Source organism: Halapricum hydrolyticum (genome assembly GCF_025517535.1).
Classification (GTDB): domain Archaea; phylum Halobacteriota; class Halobacteria; order Halobacteriales; family Haloarculaceae; genus Halapricum; species Halapricum hydrolyticum.
The window spans coordinates 460,769-476,615 of the sequence record NZ_JAOPKC010000001.1 but is presented as its reverse complement, the minus strand read 5'-3'; the positions used below and the strand labels follow the sequence as shown (position 1 = coordinate 476,615).

16 protein-coding genes are annotated in these 15,847 nt (G+C 62.4%); 9 read left to right on the top strand and 7 right to left on the bottom strand.

The genetic code is table 11. From position 1 onward, the window contains the following. Positions 1 to 660 carry a helix-turn-helix domain-containing protein gene (locus tag OB916_RS02525; RefSeq protein ID WP_315907699.1) on the bottom strand — a complete coding sequence of 220 codons (660 nt, stop codon included), beginning with the start codon at positions 658 to 660 and terminating at the stop codon, positions 1 to 3. 147 nt (positions 661 to 807) lie between these two features. Between OB916_RS02525 and OB916_RS02520 the strand changes: the two genes are divergently transcribed. Next, on the top strand, positions 808 to 1,242 hold the full coding sequence (locus tag OB916_RS02520; protein ID WP_315907698.1) for a plastocyanin/azurin family copper-binding protein: 435 nt from the start codon (positions 808 to 810) through the stop codon (positions 1,240 to 1,242). A gap of 30 nt (positions 1,243 to 1,272) precedes the next feature. Here the strand turns inward: OB916_RS02520 and nirK are convergent, their stop codons facing one another. After that, positions 1,273 to 2,346: a copper-containing nitrite reductase gene (nirK, locus tag OB916_RS02515; RefSeq protein ID WP_315907697.1), complete on the bottom strand. Its 1,074-nt coding sequence runs from the start codon at positions 2,344 to 2,346 to the stop codon at positions 1,273 to 1,275. Positions 2,347 to 2,513: 167 nt separating this feature from the next. Here nirK and OB916_RS02510 point away from each other — a divergent pair, with 167 nt between their 5' ends. Together OB916_RS02510 and OB916_RS02505 are read left to right on the top strand one after the other, a co-directional pair. Beyond that, positions 2,514 to 3,038: a winged helix-turn-helix domain-containing protein gene (locus tag OB916_RS02510; protein WP_315907696.1), complete on the top strand. Its 525-nt coding sequence runs from the start codon at positions 2,514 to 2,516 to the stop codon at positions 3,036 to 3,038. Between the two features lie 96 nt (positions 3,039 to 3,134). Beyond that, a complete protein-coding gene (locus OB916_RS02505; RefSeq protein ID WP_315907695.1) occupies positions 3,135 to 3,818 on the top strand; it encodes a LysE family translocator in 684 nt (227 codons plus the stop codon). Between the two features lie 42 nt (positions 3,819 to 3,860). On the opposite strand, the gene OB916_RS02500 is transcribed toward OB916_RS02505, so the two are convergent. Beyond that, complete coding sequence (locus tag OB916_RS02500; protein ID WP_315907694.1) at positions 3,861 to 4,580, bottom strand: HD domain-containing protein; 720 nt, start codon at positions 4,578 to 4,580, stop codon at positions 3,861 to 3,863. A 157-nt stretch (positions 4,581 to 4,737) separates the two neighbouring features. Here OB916_RS02500 and OB916_RS02495 point away from each other — a divergent pair, with 157 nt between their 5' ends. Then, entirely contained in the window at positions 4,738 to 5,490 is a 753-nt protein-coding gene (locus OB916_RS02495; protein WP_315907693.1) for a GNAT family N-acetyltransferase, read from the top strand. On the opposite strand, the gene OB916_RS02490 is transcribed toward OB916_RS02495, so the two are convergent. Then, positions 5,491 to 6,201: a DUF502 domain-containing protein gene (locus tag OB916_RS02490; protein ID WP_315907692.1), complete on the bottom strand. Its 711-nt coding sequence runs from the start codon at positions 6,199 to 6,201 to the stop codon at positions 5,491 to 5,493. A gap of 801 nt (positions 6,202 to 7,002) precedes the next feature. On the opposite strand from OB916_RS02490, the gene OB916_RS02485 reads away from it, so the two are divergent. Beyond that, complete coding sequence (locus OB916_RS02485; RefSeq protein WP_315907691.1) at positions 7,003 to 8,229, top strand: orc1/cdc6 family replication initiation protein; 1,227 nt, start codon at positions 7,003 to 7,005, stop codon at positions 8,227 to 8,229. Between the two features lie 911 nt (positions 8,230 to 9,140). On the opposite strand, the gene uppS is transcribed toward OB916_RS02485, so the two are convergent. After that, positions 9,141 to 10,061, bottom strand: coding sequence for a polyprenyl diphosphate synthase (gene uppS, locus OB916_RS02480; RefSeq protein ID WP_315907690.1), 921 nt, complete (start codon positions 10,059 to 10,061; stop codon positions 9,141 to 9,143). A gap of 134 nt (positions 10,062 to 10,195) precedes the next feature. Between uppS and OB916_RS02475 the strand changes: the two genes are divergently transcribed. Next, a complete protein-coding gene (locus OB916_RS02475; protein ID WP_315907689.1) occupies positions 10,196 to 10,609 on the top strand; it encodes a DUF5778 family protein in 414 nt (137 codons plus the stop codon). 165 nt (positions 10,610 to 10,774) lie between these two features. Beyond that, entirely contained in the window at positions 10,775 to 12,127 is a 1,353-nt protein-coding gene (hemA, locus tag OB916_RS02470; RefSeq protein WP_315907688.1) for a glutamyl-tRNA reductase, read from the top strand. 27 nt (positions 12,128 to 12,154) lie between these two features. Here hemA and OB916_RS02465 read toward each other — a convergent pair whose 3' ends face one another. Further along, positions 12,155 to 12,385, bottom strand: a complete 231-nt coding sequence (locus OB916_RS02465) for a hypothetical protein (RefSeq protein ID WP_315907687.1) — start codon at positions 12,383 to 12,385, stop codon at positions 12,155 to 12,157. Positions 12,386 to 12,585: 200 nt separating this feature from the next. Here OB916_RS02465 and OB916_RS02460 point away from each other — a divergent pair, with 200 nt between their 5' ends. Both OB916_RS02460 and OB916_RS02455 read left to right on the top strand, forming a co-directional pair. After that, the gene (locus OB916_RS02460) at positions 12,586 to 13,503 is read left to right on the top strand and encodes a ParA family protein (RefSeq protein ID WP_315907686.1); all 918 of its coding nucleotides are present in this window, start codon (positions 12,586 to 12,588) and stop codon (positions 13,501 to 13,503) included. Further along, positions 13,496 to 14,707, top strand: coding sequence for a chemotaxis protein CheW (locus OB916_RS02455; protein WP_315907685.1), 1,212 nt, complete (start codon positions 13,496 to 13,498; stop codon positions 14,705 to 14,707). The genes OB916_RS02460 and OB916_RS02455 overlap by 8 nt, the downstream gene beginning before the upstream one ends. On the opposite strand, the gene OB916_RS02450 is transcribed toward OB916_RS02455, so the two are convergent. Then, complete coding sequence (locus OB916_RS02450) at positions 14,704 to 15,831, bottom strand: NAD(P)/FAD-dependent oxidoreductase (RefSeq protein ID WP_315907684.1); 1,128 nt, start codon at positions 15,829 to 15,831, stop codon at positions 14,704 to 14,706. The two genes, OB916_RS02455 and OB916_RS02450, sit on opposite strands and share 4 nt — an antisense overlap. Positions 15,832 to 15,847: the final 16 nt, after the last annotated feature.

The window sequence follows — 15,847 nt, the reverse complement described above, 5'->3', positions numbered from 1 at the left end:
TCAGGCCGGTTTCTTCCGCGCCGTATAGTCCGAAGACGGATCACGCTGGAAGTGCTTGACGATGTGTTCCTCCGCCCGGTGGAGAATGTCGCTACAGGTCGATTTCGCCATGTTCAGCCTCTCAGCCAGATCTTCCTGGGTACAGTCGCGCGGCGAGTCGTAGTATCCGGCGTCGATGGCGGCCTGGACGACCTCCTGCTGGCGCTCGGTCAGAACGCGTTCGAACTGGGCACTGTCCCAGACGTGATTGACGACGTACTGGAGTTCCGAGCGATCGAGTTCCGAACCGAGCTCGGACAGTCTGTGTCGCGTCGTCGTCAGCGTCCACTCGACCTCGCCACCGACGATGTCGAACGGCGTTTCGATCGGGATGCCGGTCCGTTCGAGCAATCGCAAGAGCACGGGTTCATCCGCCTCGATCTGGACCAGCGCTCGGCCTTGCCCGCTCTGAAGCGGCGTCACCGAGTGAACAGGGTCGTGCGTCTCCATCTCGCTGACGACAGTCTCGATGTCGTCGGCGCTGATCTCGACGAGCCCGACTCCGAGTTCGTCGGCGGAACGGACCGACCGGACGCGGAACCGCGCCTCGGGAAACTCGCGCGAGACAGTACCGATCCACACTCGCTCCGGCACAGTCAGTGTCAACGACGCTCGGACCATATTAGGTCAGCCTAAACCTTTTCAGGACTTAAACCTGCTTCCGAACATCTCCGGGGCGGTTGCACGCACAGACGACTGTTACGACGAACCGTCTGTCGCATATATTCGCCTCAAACGCTTTCTCTGTCGGGACGTTCGTTCGTCTCGATGCCTGAGAAACGGACTCTGCTCAGTCGACGCGCTGTACTGGCTGCTACCGGCGGAGGCGTGAGTGTCGCGCTCGCGGGTTGCAGCACCGACGACAGGAGTTCACAGCCCGATGAAGACGACACCACTGTGGTCGTCGGCCCGAACGGATCGCTCGCCTTCGAGCCGACCGACATCACAGTTTCCGTCGGCGAGACGATCACCTGGACGTTCGAGAGCGATAGCCACAACGTCAGTGCATGGCCGGCTATGCACGATCGGATCTCGATCCCTGGCGATGCGACCGGGTTCGGGACGATGCAGCAGGACGGCGATCCGTACGAAACGGTGCCGAGCGGCGAGACGTTCGAGCACACGTTCGACGAACCCGGCGAGTACACCTACGTGTGCGTTCCACACGCCGCGAGTATGGTCGGAACTGTCACCGTAGAGTAACGCTCCGCCAGTCGCTGGCCTGGCTGTCGATCATGCCGGGTCCGGATCGAAAATATCCAGCCGGGGCTCGCCGTCGGCTTCGATGACCGCCGAAAACCCCTTGCGCGCGACTCGCGAGAGCGCGTGATCGACGAGTTTCACCGGCCCCGGAACCGAGAACTGGAGCGTCGTAATCGCGCTCGAACCGGGCATGACCGGCGTCGTCTGGACGTTTTGCTGGGGCTGTGCGCCGATCGCACCCTGCGGACGGACCGCGTCCCAGACGCTGCCGATCGGATGGAAACTCGACGTGAGGTTCGGCCCACCGTTGACGAAGAAGACTCGCGCCGTGTCACCGACGTCGACGGATACGGGACCGTAGCCGTCCTCGGTAATCGCGTATTTCTCGCCGTTTGCGAGGACGTACGTCGGGTTTTCGTCCGCCATCGCGTCCATGTCGAAGTCGTGGTGACCCGCCTGACCGGCGTTGCCGGTCGTGTACAGTTCGTGCTGACCGAAGTAGAACTCGTGATCGACCGCCGGGAGGCCGTCCTGCGGTTCGACGAGGATCAACCCGAACATTCCCGAGGAGATGTGGTAATCCAGATCCGGCACGGCACAGTGGTAGATGAACGCGCCGGGATAGGTGGCTTTGAATCGGAACCGTTCGGTCTCGCCGGGGGCGACCATCGACGCCGCTGCCCCGCCGCCGGGCCCGCGCACCGCGTGCAGGTCGATGTTGTGCGGCATGAGGTTGTCCTCGTGACTGGTGATCGTGAGATCGACCGTGTCCCCCCGGCGGACGCGGATCAACGGCCCGGGAATCCGGCCGTCGAAGGTCATGGCAGTGTAAGTCACGTCCGGCTCGATCTCGGCGACGAGTTCTCGCGTTTCCAGTTCGACCTCGACGGTCGCCGGCGACGAGCGATCAATGGGGTCTGGCACCTCGGTCGGGTCGGCCGCGATGCGGTCGATGTCGGGCGACTGCGGGTCGTCCACAGAGGGTTCTGTCGGCGTCGCGGGTCCGTCGTCCGAGAGTGTCGCACACCCGGCGAGCGAACCTGCTGCACCGACTCCGAGCGCCTGCAAGACCCGACGACGGGTAATCTCGGGTACGGTTGTCATCGGTCGACCTAGACGGTCTCGCACGCATACACTTCACTGCGAATATATTCGTGATGGTCGTTCACACTCACCATGCCAGGGATACTGGTGTCAATATACGGTAGGTCTCGAATAGCCGACAGCACGAGACCCGACGGCATTTATTCTCGGGCGCGCAACTTCCGATAATGGCTGAATTCGCGTCCGAAGTAACGATCGACGACATCGTCGTCCGGGATACGGACGTTTCTCGGGCCGTCGAAGAACCGCTCCGGGCGATGATTCTCGACATGCTCGCCGAGCAGGCGATGTCGATCGATCAGCTTCACGAATCGCTGACCGAACGGGGATACGATCGAACCGAGAACACGGTGCGCCATCACGTCAACGAACTCAGAGATGCCGGGCTGGTCGAGATCGCACGGCTCGAAGAGGGCCGTGGCGGGACGAAGAAGTTCTACGAGGCCAATACGATCGTCCTCTCGTATGCGCTGCCGGACGACAGGGAGGCCGACATCGAACGGATGGTCGAGTCGATACAGCCGGGGGTCGCCGCGATCCTCGACCAGCTAGCGGACGAGTACGGTGCGGACATTGATGCCATCGCCGGCGAGATGGCTCCCTGTGAGCACTGCGGAACCCAGAAGTACGAGCCATACGTTATGCTGACTGTCCTCAGAAGGGCGTTCGTCCGGTCGATGTCTAACGGGTAGCTCGGGCAGTATTGCGCGCTTCTGCATTGTCGGCCCGGGTGGATCGCTGGCGACGAACTCGTCGGGCTTTTCAGCGCCAGCGACGAACGACCGTCGATGAGTCTCTTCGAGGTCGTCGCAACCGCGGGCGCGGGCGTCGTCTTCGGGCTCGCGCTAGCCGCGCCGCCGGGGCCGATGAACGCGGTCATCGCAGAAGAGAGCGTCGTCCGGGGGTGGCGAGCGGGCTTTACCGCCGGACTCGGCGCGATGGTCGCCGACGCGTGCTTTCTGGCACTGTCCCTGCTCGGTGCCGTGACGATCGTCCAGCGATCGCCCACGCTCAGGGGTGTGATGGTCGGGATCGGCGGACTGCTGTTGTGGTATTTCGCGTACGACGCCGTCCGCGACCTCTCTGTAACCTTCCAGAGCGAGGGGGCAGCGACGAACGGGCACGGCTTCCTGAAGGCGTTCACGCTCGCGATCACGAACCCCTATCAGATCGTCTTCTGGCTGACCGTGGGCGTCGGCCTGCTCGATTCGGGGCGGATCGACGTGCTCGCGACGGCGCTGTCGCCCGAGTCGCCCCTGGCCGGACACCTGATCGTCCGGACTGGTACCCCGCTTTTGATCGCCGGACTCTTTGCTGGGATCGTCGTCTGGATTGTCTCGTTCCCGGCAGCGCTGGTCGCCGGCCGCGAGCGCGTCGACCGGTTCGCCCCGGCAGTTGCCACGCTCAGCGCGATCGCGTTCGCTGGCTTCGGCGTCCTGTTCGTTTTCGACGCCGCGAGCACGCTGCTCTGATCGGATCGCGTCGGGTATTCCGGCGGCCGGCCGCGACTGCGGCTACCGCTTTGCCGAGTCGGGTTCGTCGGCTCCCTGGAAGTCGCTCTCGTCGTCCATGTTCGCGACCTCGGCTTCGAGCCACTCCTTGAGCCACTTCACGCGCTTGATCCGGCGGTGGGCGACGCTCTCTGCGGCGTCGCTGTGGATGCGGTCGCGGGCGTCCCGACCGCGTTCGAGGACGCGCCCGACCATCTCCGCGGCGTCCATGTGCGTCCGGGATTCATATCCCATCCGCAACAGCAGCAGCGTCGCACCGTTGGCACCGATCTTGTCGAGGATGTCCGCCTCGATGAGACACTGCGTCTCCAGGGGCAGGTCCGTCACCTTGCCCTGGTAAGAGTGGTCGCGGACCGCGCTCACGACCTGCTCGACGAACGACGGGGGATAGTCCCCGTGCGTCGTCAGATACTCCTTGGCGATCTTCGCGCCGGCTTCGGCGTGACGATCCTGCTCGGCTTCGAGCTTGGCGACATCGTGAAACAGCGCCGCCACCCGTGTCACGTCGATGTTCGCCCCTTCCTTTCGGGCGATCTCTCCGGCGAGATCAACGACGTTCATGATGTGATTGAACCGATATTCCGCCGAGTGCCAGGGATACCACCGCATGCGCCCACCCTCGTCTTCGGTCTCGACACTGGCCGTAAGGTAGTCGCGGACGAACTCCTTCATCGCCTCGAATTCGGCGTCCGTCACCGGCGACTCCTTAATCTCGACACCCACAGGACCACCTCCCGACAGGACGTTCGTTGTTCATGTTACATACAAAAAGGTCTGTTTGACTCTTTAGCGTTACGACACTCTTATGGCGTTCCGCGTCTCGAGCGCAGAATTCGCACGAGCGGCTGTCTTTTTAACGAATGAGAGCGAATACCCCAGCATGAATGTCCGGCCTGCGACGCCTGCAGACCGACCGGCGATCCGGGATATCGCCCGTCGGTCGCTACAGACGTCCTACTCGTTGAGTCCGCAAGCCATCACCAGCGCGATCGAAGAATGGTACACCGAAGACAACCTCTGTGAGCGATTGAACGACGAGGACCGACTCTTGCTCGTCGCCGACCGCGATGGACAGGTCGTCGGCTTCTCGGAAAGCACGCTCGAAGACGCGGTCGTCTTCGAAGACTCCGGGGCCCAGCAGAAGGCGATGTTGCTGTGGCTGCACGTCGACCCGTCCTATCGCGGGGAAGGGATCGGTATGGACCTGTTCGAGGCCACGCGTGATCGCCTTCGCAAACAGGGTGCGAGCACGATTCAGGGTCGAGTGCTCGCGGAAAACAGCGAGGGCAACAGCTTTTTCGAGCGTCTGGGGTTCCAGCAGGTCGGCCGTCGGGATGTCGAGATCGCCAGTCGCACGCACGTCGAGAACATCTACATCGAGGAGCCGTCGGGACTCACGGTCTGTGAAACGCCGGCCGGAGAGACGGTCTACGTCGATCGCGACGACGCCGAGAGAGGGTCGCTGGGCCCGTTCTACCCGGTCTATGCAGATCAGAACCGAGGCGAGCGCTACGGGTACTACTGTGGAAGCTGTGAACAGCTCGCGAACGCGATGGACGCGATGGGACGGATCGAATGTGACAACTGCGGCAATAGCCGCAAGCCCACCCGCTGGGACGCGGCGTACCTGTAATCACTTTTCGGACGCTTCGTCTGCTGTCGCTTCGGAGGCTTTACCCCCTGTCGTCGCCGTCTCGACGGCGTCGCTGATGTCCGCGTCGAGTGCCTCGAGTTCGTCTTTCGTCTCGGCGATGCCGGTCGTGACCATCAGCCGGATCCCCCGTCGGACCGAAATGTCGAGTTCGTGGACTTCGGACTCGGGGACGAGCGCGAGGTGACCGTTCGTTGGGTTCGGACTGTTGGGCAGGTACACGTTGTAGGCTTCCCCGATTGCTGTCTGGACAGGTTCCGGGCTCTCGGCAGTGACGAATCCGAGCGCGTAGACGTTGTCCCGGGGATATTCCACGAGCACGACGCTCTCGTAGCGATCGGTCGGCTCGACCAGCGAGTTAGCAACGCCCTGGACACCGGTGTAGATCACCCGAACCATCGGTATGAAGCCGATGACGCGATCGAGACTGCCGAAGAGGCGACTGGCAATCCCCCACTGGGCCAGAAACCCGACGAACCCGATCAGCGCGAGCATGATTAGCACCGCGAGCAGTCGCGCCAGAAACTCGATCTCGCCGGTGAATCGCGCGAGATCTGTCGCCGAGACGACCGGCTCTACGAAGCCCGTCAACCACCCGAGTGCGAACCGCAGTGCCACCAGCGTGACGATCAGCGGGGCAACCAGGATCAAGCCGGTGACGAAGCTATTGCGGAGCCAGCGCTTCCAGTTCACGTCCGGGTCTCCCACGGCAGCATGAAAAATGTTCACCTCGCTGGCTGCGCTCACCGTGATCGTTGCTAGCTCTTTCCGGACTGACTCCCACTGGACGACCAGGATTCCGAGCTACCACCCGCCTATCGGGACGCACGAAGTGATCCGTCACACCCTGCGTCAGGACGCAGTCGGTCTACCGGTGAGTCGTCACACCGACCACTATTACTCGTTTCGCGACGGGCGGACGTCTGCTGAGGGCCCGCAGCCGACCGCAACGCGCCCGGCGTCTCTTGTGATACGCCCGATCGGTGTACTGATGTCAGACAGACACACACCGCTGTTGCAAGTGAAGCTGGGATATCGAAGAGGGGGAGAGAGAAGCCAGGGCCAGTCGAAGGAGAGCGATGTGCCGACATGGGCTCGGAGCACCCATGTACAACGGAGGTTCCGACATATGTATCGGACCAAAAATGTAAACGCTTTAGTTGAAATCACGGACTGTCGCTCTGATCACGACACTCCGGCTAGTGTTTCACTTGCAACGGTGGTGTGTGTCTGTAGGACGGCGGCACGTCTGCGAAGCGGGAGCTGTCTGCGAAGTAGTGGCACATCGTGACGGATTCATCCCGCGAGTAAAGTCGTGGGCTTTCTCCTGTATTTCTGTAAGAGTGGGATGTACCGCTGCGGAGTCGTGGTTGCTAATAATATGGTGGGGTGTTGTAGAGGTGTGGTCTCTCTGTGGAGCAGTGGTGTCCCTGCCCTTTCACTTGAAACGGATGTGAGAGTGGGCTTATATGTGCGACACGAAAAGGCGGAGTCATGCGTCGATTCGTGCGGAAACAGAACATCTTCCGCAACAAAGATGCTCTCGGGGAATCCTATCAACCTGACCAGATCGCGGAGCGAGACGAGGAGATAGAGCAGTACATGGACGCGCTCCAGCCTGTCGTCGACGGCTGGGAGCCGAACAACATCTTCCTCTACGGAAACACTGGCGTCGGGAAAACTGCCGTCACTGACTACCTTCTTGAGAGGCTGAAAGCGGACGTCGAAGACTACGACGACGTCGACCTCTCGGTCATCTCGTTGAACTGCAAAACCCTGAACTCCTCTTATCAGGTCGCCATCGAACTCGTAAACGAACTCCGACCGACTGGTGGTGAGATCAGTTCGACCGGCTATCCCCAGCAAACTGTCTTCAAAAAGTTATACGAGGAACTTGAGGCGATCGGCGGCACGATCCTGATCGTCCTGGACGAGGTCGACTCGATCGGCGACCGGGACGAGTTACTGTACGAGCTCCCCCGGGCGCGGGCAAACGACAAGCTCGACGCGACGAAAGTCGGTGTCATCGGGATCAGTAACGATTTCAAATTCCGCGATCAGCTGGATCCGCGCGTCCAGGACACCCTCTGTGAACGAGAATTGCAGTTCCCGCCGTACGACGCACCGGAACTGGAAAACATTCTCGAATCCCGCGCTGACATCGCGATCACCGAAGGTGCCATCGAACAGGGCGTGCTGAACTTCTGTGCGGCTCTCGCTGCTCGCGATAGCGGAAGCGCCCGTCAGGCGCTCGATCTACTTCGACTGGCCGGCGAGATCGCTGAAAACCGTGAAGCAGACCTCATCGAGCGTGACCACGTCGAGGCGGCACGCTCTCGTCTCGAACAGGAACGCGTCGAGGAGGGGATGCGGGAACTGACGACGCACGGCCGTCTCGTACTGCTGGCCGTCATCTCGAAAGCTGCCAGGCAAGAGACGCCCTGCCGCATTCGCGAGATCTACGAGGAGTACGCTGCGCTCTGTGATTCCTCCGGGATCGACACGCTCGCCCAACGATCCGTACACAATCACCTGTCTGACCTCCGCATGCTCGGAATCCTCTCCGCATACGAGAACCGAAGTGGCTCCCGCGGCAACTACTACAGCTACGAGCTGGACGTGCCGTTTGCGAGTGCGATCGAGGCGATGTCCGACGTACTCCGACTCGATAACGAAATAGAAACGATCCGAGAGATCGCCTCGATGAACAACGTTACGTGAACCGCCTCGGGGTCCAGTCCCGAGGCACTCGACCAGTTCCGTCAGTAGACACACCACCCTTGCAAGTGAAATCACCAGTGTGTGATGAGTTCTCGTGTTCACTTGCAACAGTGGTGTGGCCGGCCCAGTCCTGTTCACGGAATTGCGAGGCAGATGTCCAGGAGTCGTCCGAAAATCACATCCCTTCGTGATCGCGGGGGTCTCGGACCGCCGAGCGATTTGACCCTGCGGTCGTTGACGTCAACTGAAACGGCGGTGTGTTTACACTCGCTCGTATCAGTACGAGCCGTCGTCAGACAACGTGTCAAATCTCACGTAGCGATTGCCAGGGCTCTATCGATCGTCATGGCCGTTTCACAGACTAATTGAGGCGGTTACCACGATACTCAATCTCATATCATGGTCAATCATCAATTTTATTCCCTTTCGAAATCGCGCAATTTATGCCTGCGCAGGGAGAACCGTCGCGCATGACTTCGCCCTCCAGCGAACGAGACCGACCGCGGAAGGCAGTACTGATATGTTCGGAGTGTAGCCACCAGAGTCCGCCTGACGGCGACTGGGAAGTGCGTCGCGAAGCGTCGACAGACGTCTACGAGTGTCCCGACTGCAGCACCGAGATCACGCGTCGACCGGCCGACCGCGACCGTTTGGAGCGCCTGTTTGACGTTTCCACCACGGCCACGTCACTGTGGAATCAGTCGGTAGAGGCCGTCCAGCAGCGCTTGCTGCCCTGATCGTCGTTTCGTGCTCCTGTCCTGGATCGACTGCACGAGACTGCCTCAGCGACGCGAGTTTTCGTTTGCCGGATGTAGCAACTACCGGCAGTATCATACTGCCGGCTGTAAGTTCGTAAAGATACTCGGCACGACATCGTGCCGAATCATTTCGAAAAGTTACAGCCGGTAGTATCAGTCCGCGGGGCGCTCAACGTCGGTTTGCTCGGATAGGGCGTCGGCCTGCTCGCGGGGGAGACGCTCGCGGAGGCGTTCGAGTATCTGTCCCCCGTCGCCGCGTTCGTTCTCGATCGCCCGGACCAGCGCGAGCGCGCGCTGGACTCTGGTCGTCCGCCAGGACGCTTCGCGCGACTCGTAGGTCCGAATTGCCCGCAGGAGATCGATCTTCCGGAACTCCGGCCAGTAGGGTGCACAGAAGTACACGGCCGCCTCGTTGCCGTTGGCGTGCCACGGCAAGAAGTTCGACGTCCGTTCGTCCCCGCCGGTCCGGATGATGAGATCGACGTCGCGAGTCGGCCCGTCGTAGAGCCGCCGGTCGACTGTCTCGACGTCGACTGCGTCGGGATCGAGGTCGCCATCGCGCACGTCCTGAGCGATGCCGCGGGCCGCGTTCAGCAGTTCCGCGCGGCCGCCGTAGGCCAGCGCGACGTTGAGCTGAAACTGATCGTACGAGCGCGTGCGCCGGTCGGCGTAGGCGACGGCATCTTGCACCCGTTCCGGCAGGCGGTCGATCTCGCCGATCGCACGGATACGGACGCCCGCCTCGTGGACGCGGTCCGCGTCGGCAAACTCCCGGAGCTTCGTTTCGAGCAAGTCGAACAACGCTTCGCGCTCTGCTGGCGGACGCTCGAAGTTCTCCGTCGAGAAGGCGTACAGTGTCAGTTCCTCGATCCCCAGCTCTTCACACCACTGCAGGACTGCTTCGGTCGTCTGTGCTCCTTCCCTGTGACCGTCGGTCGCGTGCTCGCCCTGCTTTCGGGCGTACCGGCGGTTCCCGTCCTGAATGACAGCCACGTGGTCCGGCGTCCCCGATAGTTCCCACTCCAGAAGCGTCTCGTACAGCCGCGTCGCCGGGCCACGAAGCAGCGATCGCACACGTGAGTCATAACTATCAGTCGATATGAGTGTTGTGTTCCGGGACGGGTCCTCTGATGGGGTCCCGGAACCTCTGATGGGGTCCCGGAACGGACATCGTGAGGCGTATTAGGCCGGCCGCCGGATATTCGACAATGCCCGAAGAGATCATCGACGAGGAACTGTACGAACAGGCCGAGGAACTGCTCGAACCCGGTGAGATCGAGCTCAACGGCCTGATCGTACACACGGATCTCGGTCGCGACAAGGAAGCCGAACTGAACCAGGCGACCATCGAGATCGGTGACATCATCGCCGAGTACGCCGCGCCGGACGAGGAGACGTTCGTCTACTCGGGCACCGACGATCCGCAGTTCGGTCTCAACCAGCATCAGGGCCTGACGCTCGAAGACGAGGAGTTCGTCTGGGAGTGTCAGCAACTCCTCCGGGAGGGAACGTTCCGGATCGTCTTCTACTACGAGGCCGACGCCGACCAGGACGCGATCCTCGAAGCCGTCTCCGAGGCCGGCTACACCGTCGTCGGTGTCGAAGGCCCACACGCGTCGTGACCACCCCAGCGTGTGGAAACCGATCATGACCTCCCCAGCGTGTGAGACTGTGCCCCCGAATATATGATACCGCGGCACATACTCTTTGAACAGGTTTAGATACTGGCGGATCCAACACACAGGAAGGAACGACAACGTGATCGTAGTGACCACGGGTGAGACTACGTGACACAGGCGACAGGCGTCATCACCGGCATGAGCGTGTCTCACCGCCAGGCGAACGTCCACGAGATCGAGTCGGCAGCGGCGACCAGCCAACGCGCTGCGGCCGGCCGTCTACTCGACAACGCGTCCGTCACGGAGGCGTTCACTCTACAGACGTGCAACCGGGTCGAGGCCTACGTCGTCACTGACGATGTCGATACCGGACGGGCTGTTCTCGAAGAATACGCCGCGGAGATGCCCGATTCGGTGATCGAGTGGATGGATCACGAGGCGAGCCTGCGTCACCTGATGCGTGTGGCAACCGGACTGGAATCGCTCGTCATCGGGGAGGACCAGATCATCGGACAGGTCCGAGACGCCTACGAGGACGCCCGTAGCGTCGACGGTATCGGTTCGGTGCTGGAGCACGCGATTACCAAAGCGATCCACGTCGGGGAGCGCGCCCGTTCGGAGACAGCGATCAACGACGGCGTCGTCTCGGTCGGTAGCGCCGCCGTCGAACTGGCCGCCTCCGAGCACGACCTCGATGGGGCGACCGCAGCGGTGATCGGGGCCGGCGAGATGGCAACCCTCTCGGCGAAAGCCCTGGATGCCAGGACCGACGCGGCTCGGCTGCTCGTGGTGAACCGCACGGTCGAGCGCGCGGATCGCGTCCTCGATATGGTGTCCATCGAGGGCGAATCGCTCGGCATGGACGACCTCGAACGGGCCGTGTCTGCCGCTGACGTCGTCATCTCGGCGACCGCGACGTCCGAGCCCGTCGTCGAACCGGCGTTGCTGGCCGACGCTGGCGAGACCGTCGTGCTCGATCTCGCCCAGCCACGTGACGTCCCGCAACGCGTCGGTCGGCTGTCCGGTGTGACGCGATACGACCTGGACGCGCTGGAGTCGGTCACCGACGAGACGCGCGCACAGCGCCGGGACGCCGCACTGAAAGTCGAGGCCCTGATCGACGAGGCGTTCGAGGAACTGCTCACGCAATACAAGCGCAAGCGGGCCGACGAGGTCATCTCGGCGATGTACGAAGGCGCGGAACGCCGCAAGGCCGCCGAACTGCAGAAGGCGTTCGCGAAGCTCGATCTCGACGAAGACGAACGGGAAGTCGTCGAGTCGATGGCGGACGCGATCGTCAATCAGCTACTCGCCCCGCCGACGAGCGGCCTCCGGGACGCGGCCGAAGCTGACGACTGGTCGACGATCAACACGGCGCTGCAACTGTTCGATCCGTCTCTCGAAGATGGGAAGCCATCCATCCCGGAACTCGCGACGCGCGTGCCCGGATCGGATTCAGATCACGAGGTTCGTCCGGATCGCGAAGTTCCACCGGTGGTCCGAGATCAACTCGACGATTGACCGCAACTGCTGTCGGCTAGCTTCACATTAACCGGCTTGAGCGACTCGCTCGAGCATGCTATCCGGAGGATCGACCTCTCCAGTGACGTTCGTCCCGTCGTAGTCTTTGACCGTCAGCAAGATCGGCTCCTCGCCGACCAGCCAGTAGAAGGTGTAGCGTTTCGTCCGCGTGACGATCCCCGTCTCGGGGGAGGCGTCACTATCCGCCTCGCTGATCGTGAACGGTGCTGCGTGTTGTGTGCGCATTGATGTAGCCATGATTGCATGTGATGGTAGACTCCAAACAGTAATAAGTCTTTATTCAGAGGTGAGTTAATACTTATATGAGTGTTAACAAGAAACGTGGCGGCCGCGAATCAGGGCGGGATGGACGTGATTGGCGCGTCCGATTTTCCGTTTTGATAGGCCGGAGCGTATTTTTATAACGTGTCGTGCCGGAGTCCCGTGCAACGGTAGAGATGAGTACCGACAAGCGGTCCGCGCGAGTCTGCGTCACGAACGCAAAGGGCGGGACCGGCAAGACGACGATCGCCATCAACGTCGCGGGAGCGCTCAACGAGCGCGGCCGTGACGTGCTGTTCGTCGATCTCGACCCCCAGGGCAATGCCACGGAAGGGCTGGGATTGCTGGACGCCTACGACAAGGAACCGCCCACGTTCTTCGACGTGCTGACCGATCACCGCCAGCGTGATCGAGTAAATGAATTGATCGTCGAGCACGAGGAGATGGACGTCCTGCCGAGCAACATCGACCTCCTGCAGGCCGAACACGAGCTGACGATCGCCGACCTCATCGCTCGTGTCAAACACGATCCGGAGACGGACATTGACCCGTCGGCACTGGCCTCGCTCGGGATCAACGTCACTCCCGAAGCAATCTCGGGTGCACACGCGCTGGACGTGCTCGACGAAGCGCTGGCAGGAATCGAGGGCGAGTACGACTACGTGATCATCGACTCGCCGCCGTTTTACGGCAAGCTGACCGACACTGGGATCTACGCCTCCCAGCACATCCTCGTGCCGGCGCTGACGGAGGCGACCTCCGAGCGGGCGATCGAACTGCTCATCGATCAGATGGCGGCACTGGAAGGACAGACCGGCATCACTGTCGAGACGATGGGCGTCGTCGCGAATCGCGTCGAAAAAACCAACGAAGACCGGATGATGCTGGACTGGCTCAATGAGGTCTTCGACGAGTTCCCGGTCTGGGAGGTCCGAAAGCGGGTCGCGCTCCAGCGAGCGTTCAAGGACGGGAAATCGATCTTTGCCACCGACGAAACGGTCGACATGGCGGATGTCTTTCTCGACATCGCCGCGGCGTTCGACGAGCGATTCGGGTTTACCAGCGAAAACGAGCACGAGGTGACACATGACTGACGACGACGAACGTATGGAACGGGCGAAACGTATCCGACGAATGCGCGAGGGGCGTCGCACTGACTCGACCGAGGAAGACAGCGTCGACTCGACCGGCGATGAGGCTGACGGGAACCCGGCACCGGACGGCGTCGATATGGCCGAAGACGAACCGGCCGCCGATACTGACGCGTCGGCCGAAGACGAACCGGCCGCCGGTGATGAGACACCGACGACTGCCGGGAAGTCGACGACCACTGACGGACCAACCGAGGAGCGTATCGACGGCTCGAGTGAAGCGACTACCGAGGACGAATCGGACGTTGAGGCGGCCGAGTCCACGGACGACGAGCCGTCCGAATGGTTCGAAGAGTCCCCTGAGGAAACTGAGCCGGACTCACAGTCCAAAGCTAACGAAATGACTGCAAACGATGCAACGGCCGGCGAAACGTCGGAATCGACGGACGAAAGTGCCACGACCGGAAACGGTCAACAGGCAAACAACAGGAACGACAGCCCGGACGGCAGCACTGACGACGGCGCAGACGACAGCACCGGACTGGACGACGGCACCGAACCGGACGACGACGCGGCTGCGGCTGTATCGTCCGCAGCGGCCGCAGCGGCGGCTTTCGAGAGTACCGACTCCGGGAGTGCTGGGGATACCGAAGGTGACGCGGAGGCTGACGGAGACGCCGACGCGGACTCCGGTGGCCCGGCAGAAGTCGACGAAGACACGCCCGAAGGCGGTCTGCCGGCGGAGATCGAGGGGCCGGCAGCGACACAGCCGGACGAAACGACGAAAGCGGAAGAAGAGATCCGCGTGCTGGAATTTCGCCTCGGCGGCGAGCGGTACTGCCTGAACATCCACCACGTCGAAGAGATCGTCAAAGAGGAGACAGTCACGCGCGTGCCGAACACCCCGGAACACGTTCGCGGCGTCGTTGATCTCCGGGGGCAGATCACGACGATCCTCGATCCGAAGGTGTCTCTGGATATCGAAGAGACCGACGACGAACAGTTGATCATCGTCTTCGACGACGGGACGTTCGAGGAGCAGGGCCACGTCGGCTGGGTCGTCGACGAAGTGCGGCAGGTCATGCCGATTACCGAATCGGAGGTGAAGGATTCGCCGCTCGATGAAAAGGCGGTCAACGGTGTCATCGAGCGCGACGGCGAATTCGTGATCTGGACCGAACCCGAGGTCGCGCTCCTCGACGACTAACGCAACTCTTCTGCGAGTAGTTCGACGGCGTCTTGAACGGCACCGATAGAGGTCAGGTACCCGACCCCGACCGATCGCTTGACTGCCGTCGCTGCCGCTCCGCGAAGGACCTGTGGGCCGACTTTCGCGACTGCACCGTCGCCGACGCTGACGAGCCACCCGAGCTGATCGTAGTCGTAGCGGTCGAGTCGGGGTTCGAACCCGCGGCCACCCTCGCGGTCGAACGCGAGCAGTGCTGCCAGGTTCTCGGCGACGACCGGAGCCTGCCTGATCGCGGTGTGGGCGCTCGCCGGAGCGACGCGCCCGTCGACGTCAGTCACGCGTGCCGCGTCGCCGAGTGCGAACGTCCGATCCGTCAGCCGGAGCGTCGCCGGAACCGCCGGCCGATCCGGAACGGCGTCGGTCCCCCTGATCCCCCCGGTCCAGATGAACTGATCGTAGGAGGTCTCCGAGCCGTCCTCGAGGCCGACCGTCGCCTCGTCCGCTCGCTCGACGCCCACGCCGGTTCGGACCTCGATCCCGCGTGCGTCCAGTTCCTCGTGCAACCCGCGGCGCATGTCCGCGGGGAAGCCAGGGACGATCGTGTGTGCCTGTTCGAGAAGCGTCACCGTCGCGTCGACGTCATGTTCGGCTGCCAGCGCGGCGATCTCGCCCGCGACCTGGATCCCTGACAGCCCCGCGCCACCGACGACGATCCGACCGTCTTCTTCGAACGCCTCGAACGCGCCGGCCCGGATCTCGCGGGCGTGCTCCACCGTCCGCAGTGGCGTCGCGTGGTCGCGAACGCCTTCGAGCCCGTAGAACGCCGTCTCGACGCCGAGGGAGATCGCGCCCGCGTCGTAATCGACCGTCTCACCGTCGACGAGTGTCGCTACCTGTCGCTCGGGGTCGATATCGGCGACGCGTCGCTGGCGGTGGTGGGCGCGACCGAGGATATCGTCGAAAGGGATGGAGATCGCCTCGGCGAGGTCGGGTCGTCGGATGACTCGATGCACCTCGTGGCGCACGGTGTGCGTGGGACTGTCGTCGAAGAGGACGATCTCGTCTGTCGCCGGGAGCCGTCGTTCGAGCCTGCGAACGAGCGGGAGGCCGGCGTAGCCGCCGCCGAAGACTGCAACTCGCATACTTCTCGTTAGGATC